This is a genomic window from Chloroflexus sp. (genome assembly GCF_034432675.1).
GTDB lineage: Bacteria > Chloroflexota > Chloroflexia > Chloroflexales > Chloroflexaceae > Chloroflexus.
In genome coordinates this window covers 1-5495 of sequence record NZ_DAOUBI010000080.1, presented here as the reverse complement: position 1 = coordinate 5495, position 5495 = coordinate 1, and the positions used below count along the sequence as shown (strand labels likewise).

The following is a 5495-nucleotide window of genomic DNA, read 5'->3' as shown; positions in this document are numbered from 1 at the left end:
CCTGATGGTGTCTACGTGAGCCGATGAACCCGCCAAAGGGTGACGAGCTGGACGATATCCACTTCCTGGTCGCTGCACAGAATGTATTCAGCACCACAGCAGCGCGGTTCCATCCGGCTGGAGGCACCAATGGTTCGGCGCATGCTGCCGACACGCGTCTGCTGTCCCAGTGGCACGCGGATGGCAACGCCTGGTGAGCGGAGGAACCGCACGGTGTTCCGTTGACTACGGGCTTTTTGATGATCGATGACGCGACGCTGGACACGCCGTACCGCCGGTCCATCGCGTTGGTACGTCGCCATTGGTCGGGCAACCAGCATCGGGTGGTCGTGGGGCGCAACCGGATCCGCACGCGCTGGACCGATGGGGAAGCCCACCTGCCCGGTGCCGTGCGCATCTCCGACAACGCGCACGACGGATTGACCACGACCGATCACGTCCCGACGCTGGTGACGGCAGCGGCAGCATGGGGATGTCAGCCCCACCTGCTGGGCTTCGCTAGCTGGTCTGCCTGTATGGCGAATGTGACGCTGGTGCGCTTACTGACCTGGCAGTGGCTGACCCAGCTGAACGCCAATCGCTTGGTTGATCCCAATAGGTCGGGCAACCGGCCGATCCGTACCGTGCGGATTCCGCGCCATGGCGCCATCGTGCATCTGACGGGATACGGCTTCATCAAAGGGTTCACGATGGCTCTCCCAGCCGGCGGCATTGCAGACTGGGCCACCAGCGCCTTGGGGATGCGCATCGCCCAGGGTGCGGCGGACGCAGTTTCCCTGTGGTGCATCGTAGCGGAGCAGCGCGGCATCACGCAGTGCTGCGGCAGCGTGCGAGCCCAGCACCGCTCCGCTGGTGCCCAGCGGAATCATAGCGGTTTTGCTCGCTGTGCCGCCGTGCCGTTCTCCGTCTGGACATGCACCGCCTGCGTACCGGCCCATCGTGGTTTGCGGCCAAAACAGCCATTGTTCGGGAGGCGATACGGGCCTCCCTGGCCCAACCGCTCTCTACTCAGATCTCAACTGCGTAGCTCCTATTGCTAATGAGAGAGTATTCTATGCGTTCTTTCTGGGAAAAGAGACTTCGTCAGCACTTTGACCTTACTGGCGCCGGTCATGCCGGGTTGGGGCCTCGCTACAACGCCCAGTTGTACAAAGCTCGGCTGCAAGCATTAGAAAGAGGACTGATAAATAATGGGCGCACCTTGAAAGGTGCTCGCGTCTTGGAGGTAGGGTGCGGTACCGGTTTTTATACAGAATACTGTCTTCGCCAAGAAGTGCGCACATACGTGGGAGTGGATATAACTTCAATTAGTGTGGAAACTTTAGGGAAGCAGTATCCGAACTTCCGTTTTATTCAGGCGGACATTACGGAAGAGATAGCAGAAACGGTAGGCGGAGACTACGATGTTGTATTGGCAGCAGATGTGCTTTTCCACATTGTTAATGACAACGCTTTTGAGAGAGCGATCCAAAACCTGTGTTTTGCATTGTCGTCTGATGGCTTACTGATTATCGCCGATGTGTTTCCCGCGTGTACAACGCAAGTAGCACCACATGTTCGTCTGCGATCTCTGGATGAATTTACCTGCTTGCTAAACGAAAACCATACTCGCATCGTACACATAGAACCAATCTTTGCTATTTTGCAGCCCCCGCCTTTTATACCTTGTACTTCCTGGTCCTGGAAGGGGTATGCTTCGCTTTGGCGGGCGGTGCAACGATTACAATTGACTCGCTTAAGGGTGGTAGATCGTTTGTTACCACCTACGCTGGGCTGGTTGGATAAATGGCTCTTTTGTCCTTTGTTGGGACATCAGGCACCGAATAATAAATGGCTTCTGGCGATCAAAAGTTGATGTTGGGCAATTTACTAAAAGCGAACTTCGTTTACGCAGTTGGTAGTGTAGCAAACAGCGCTGCCCTATTTCTGCTTATACCTTATCTGGTCAACGCCTTGACGCCGGAAGAGTATGGAGCATGGTCAATCTTTGAAGTATCTATTTTGTTACTAAATATGCTAATGCTGGCAGGTTTAGAAGTGGGGTTAATGCGAGAATATTGGTTTCTGACCGACGATACAAGACAGGCCGAATTGACAGGAACTGTCGTATTAGCGGCAAGTTTATGGGGAGGTGTATTATTTATCAGCGGTGTGCTCCTTGTGAGCAGTGGTGTACACCTTCCACTTCCAGGCACCCCTTTTATCTTGATTGAAATACTCGCTATCGCCTGGGCAGAAGCGATACTTACTCTCTACTTGAGTCTATTCCGTATACGAGAACAGGCTACTACTTTTGTTACGCTATCAGTAAGCCGTATGATTGCATTTGTGGGCTTATCTGTTGGATTAGTACACCTTGGCTATGGGTTATTTGGGGCGCTGCTTGGGCGATTGCTAGCAACGCTTTTGGTGTTAGGCGGGGCTGTAGCGCTGGGATCCCGCTATATCACTTTGTGCTTGAATAAGGATTCTCTGAAACGGCTTATCCGCTATGGGCTGCCGTTATTTCCTACCAACCTGGCCTCATACATCCTGCTGGCTTCTGATCGCTACATTTTGCAGCACTTTTCTACCTTGGAAAATGTAGCGATTTACACCTTCGCATACAAAATCGCTACGACACTGGATGTTCTCATTACACGTCCTTTTGCACTGGATTGGGCGCCGCGGCGATTCAAGATCGCGACCCAAAACGACGCACTGCGTAAATACGAGCAGGCTCTGTTCTTCTACTTATGGATTGCGATTCTCTTCGGGCTCTGTGTTATTGTGCTGACGCCTCTCTTTTATAATTGGATAGCTCCGCGGGCGTATTGGTCAGGGATGAAACTAGTACCACTGATTTTGCTAGCCTATTTGATCTATGGCTTAAGTTATCCCCTAAATGTGGGAATTATGCTTAAAGACCGTACACAGTATTTGCCCATTATCGGCTGGATTGCTGCTGTAGCATGCTTAGGACTGAATGTTTGGTGGATACCTCGCTACGGTATGTGGGGTGCAGCTTGGGCAACGATTGTGGCGTATGGCATTTGGACAGGGGGAATTGCATGGGTTTCGTTGCAGCTCTATCCTATTAGATATTCACTGCAACGGGTAGGCATTACGCTAATAGCCGGTGCAACTGGCTACATTGGAATTCAAATATTGGGAGAGGTATTAGAATATCATAACACAATGATAGGCGTTTTGGGGTTAGTGTGGGTACTGGGAGTTGGGAGTATGAGCCTCCTTTTGCTGAGACGTAGCCTATGAAAGAGTCGGTAAGTCAAAAGGGTTTCCTAAAATACGATCCACGATCTCGTAAGTACAGCATCGATTGGAAAAGAACGATGTCAGTGGCAGTAGGGGAGTTATTGCTGGAGGAAATCCTGTCTGCGCACACCTATATGAAGGGGTACTTGCTCGACGTTGGCTGCGGAGAGAGACCTTACAGATTGGTGTATGAGGATCTAGTAGAAGCGAGTATTGGTACCGAAGTGCCTTGGTCGCTTCACGGGATAGCGGATGCAGATGTCATATGCTATGCTGAGAGACTCCCATTCCCTCCCGAAAGCTTTGATTTCATCCTGTGCACGGAAGTCCTGGAACACACGCAACAACCGTTCCAGGTGATGTACGAACTGAGCCGTGTCTTGAAGATGGGAGGCTATCTCTTTTTGTCAGTTCCGTTTATGTACCCCATTCATGAGGCTCCTAATGATCACTGGCGCTTTACAACACATGGATTAGCCCTCGCTTGCCGCTCTGCTGGGCTTCAACCACTCTACATTCGTTCCAAAGGCGGCCCCGGTTTGGCATTCTTAGCACTTTGGATCAACCTAACAGTTCGGGCTACAAATAGCGTTGGCAAAGTGTTGGGCCTAAGACGTCCTCTCTATGAATCTCTCTTGTTTCGTTGGTTCATAGCCCTTCCGCAATGGGCATATCTTTGGATGGTGAGAAAGGCGCGAACGATGAGATGGTCTGCCCCTGTTTTGCAGAGGCTCTCGGTGATTTTCCGCCGCAGCAATTGGCTTGATGAACTAAATTCGTGGATGACCGCAGGGTATGTTGTGTTGGCACAAAAGCCGGTTGAATAATAGGCTCTCTTGAGAAAGTAAGTTATGTCAAAGAAATCTCTCCGGCATAGCATTGAGTTTGCGTTCCATGTTTTGGCTTTTATCCTGTTATCTGGGGCTTTTGTCACTCTATGGCGAAATAAGACTTTGGGGAACATTGATCCCGTCGAAGGTGACCCAGTGCAGCGACTACTCTTAGGCCTGGCTTATATGGGGATCGGGCTGCTTGTCTTTCATCCCCGGCGTGCGGGGCAGCTGGGGCGTAAGGGTTGGTTGCTATGGGCGCTGGTGGGGTGGGCCCTACTTTCCACCCTCTGGTCTGCGGCGCCGGAGATCACCCTGCGCCGCAGCCTAGCAGCCGTGCTCGGCCTCCTGTATGGGCTGCTGCTTGCCGTGCGCTACCGTCCGGAAGAAGTACTGCGCATGCTCGGGACTGCTCTGGCCATCGTGGTGGTTGCCAGTCTCATCGCCGTGGTCATGGTTCCCGATTGGGCCATCATGGGGTTTCCTCACGAAGGCGCATGGCAGGGAGTCTTGTATCATAAAAATGCGCTGGGGAGATTATGCGCACTTGCTTTGGCAGTTTTCTGGGTGTTGGCCCGTGCCGAGCGTTCCTGCCGCTCCGTCTTTTGGCGAGTAGCCATGCTGATCGCCGGGATTCTGGTGCTCGGTTCTCGTTCTGCGACGGGGTTAATCCTGGCCCTGGCGTTGCCCGCTGGCTGGTGGCTGCTGCGAGCCTGGAGCCGATTACCGGGTCTGTTGCGCCCGGCGGCAGGATCGCTTGCAATGGCAGTATTCATTCCCGGCCTGCTGGTATTGCCCAATATTGTGGAAAGTGTATTGGAATTTTTAGGTAGAGATCTTACCCTTACAGGAAGGACCCCTCTCTGGCTGGCGAGTATCCCGCTGGCCCTGGAGCGGCCGTTGCTGGGCTATGGCTATGGCGCCTTCTGGCTGGGTGAAAGAGGCCCTTCGGCTGCTGTATGGGCGGTGACGTGGGACGCATCGCATGCTCATAACGGGTACCTGGATTTATGGCTGGAACTGGGGCTCATCGGGGCAGGCTTGGCATTTGTTTTAGTAGTCCTTACAATGGTCCGATATGCGAGCGCTGCCTTGCAATTCAAAGACATCCCCATCATCTCATTTGGCTTCTTGGTATCCTTACTTATCTTTGTTATAAATATGAGTGAAGCGATTCTTCTGGAAAGTGGGCTGGCTAAAGCCTTTTACTGGGTTCTGTTTGCGTATGTATATTTACTCACACTTCAAAAACCTGCCAGGATGAACGATAATGAGCCGTAATATCCTGATCTATAGAGATGTACCCATACCGATCTCAGAGACGTTTGTCTATAACCAGTGCTTCAAACTGAAGCGTTACTGGACCTATGTGCTTGGGGCTAAGTGGCCCAGAGGGGCGGCCATTCCGCT

Annotated in this window: 5 protein-coding genes; all 5 read left to right on the top strand. The window is 52.5% G+C overall.

Translation table 11 applies throughout. From position 1 onward, the window contains the following. The first annotated feature begins 239 nt into the window (after positions 1-239). The 5 genes from VAE55_RS06370 to VAE55_RS06350 are packed head-to-tail and all read left to right on the top strand — an operon-like array spanning position 240 to position 5366. Positions 240-1040, top strand: a complete 801-nt coding sequence (locus VAE55_RS06370) for a hypothetical protein (protein ID WP_322814965.1) — start codon at positions 240-242, stop codon at positions 1038-1040. Between the two features lie 14 nt (positions 1041-1054). Next, positions 1055-1855 (top strand): class I SAM-dependent methyltransferase, encoded by an 801-nt coding sequence (locus VAE55_RS06365; RefSeq protein WP_322814964.1) that lies wholly within the window; start codon positions 1055-1057, stop codon positions 1853-1855. Beyond that, positions 1831-3255 (top strand): lipopolysaccharide biosynthesis protein, encoded by a 1425-nt coding sequence (locus VAE55_RS06360; RefSeq protein ID WP_322814963.1) that lies wholly within the window; start codon positions 1831-1833, stop codon positions 3253-3255. Before VAE55_RS06365 ends, VAE55_RS06360 begins: the two co-directional genes overlap by 25 nt. Continuing rightward, the gene (locus VAE55_RS06355) at positions 3252-4082 is read left to right on the top strand and encodes a class I SAM-dependent methyltransferase (RefSeq protein WP_322814962.1); all 831 of its coding nucleotides are present in this window, start codon (positions 3252-3254) and stop codon (positions 4080-4082) included. Before VAE55_RS06360 ends, VAE55_RS06355 begins: the two co-directional genes overlap by 4 nt. Before the next feature lie 24 nt (positions 4083-4106). After that, on the top strand, positions 4107-5366 hold the full coding sequence (locus VAE55_RS06350; RefSeq protein WP_322814961.1) for an O-antigen ligase family protein: 1260 nt from the start codon (positions 4107-4109) through the stop codon (positions 5364-5366). Positions 5367-5495 lie beyond the last annotated feature (129 nt).

Excerpts from the sequence above, each read along its gene's own strand:
- VAE55_RS06370 (WP_322814965.1), top strand. The coding sequence starts at position 240 with ATGATCGATGACGCGACGCTGGACACGCCGTACCGCCGGTCCATCGCG.
- VAE55_RS06365 (WP_322814964.1), top strand. The coding sequence starts at position 1,055 with ATGCGTTCTTTCTGGGAAAAGAGACTTCGTCAGCACTTTGACCTTACT.
- VAE55_RS06360 (WP_322814963.1), top strand. The coding sequence starts at position 1,831 with ATGGCTTCTGGCGATCAAAAGTTGATGTTGGGCAATTTACTAAAAGCG.
- VAE55_RS06355 (WP_322814962.1), top strand. The coding sequence starts at position 3,252 with ATGAAAGAGTCGGTAAGTCAAAAGGGTTTCCTAAAATACGATCCACGA.
- VAE55_RS06350 (WP_322814961.1), top strand. The coding sequence starts at position 4,107 with ATGTCAAAGAAATCTCTCCGGCATAGCATTGAGTTTGCGTTCCATGTT.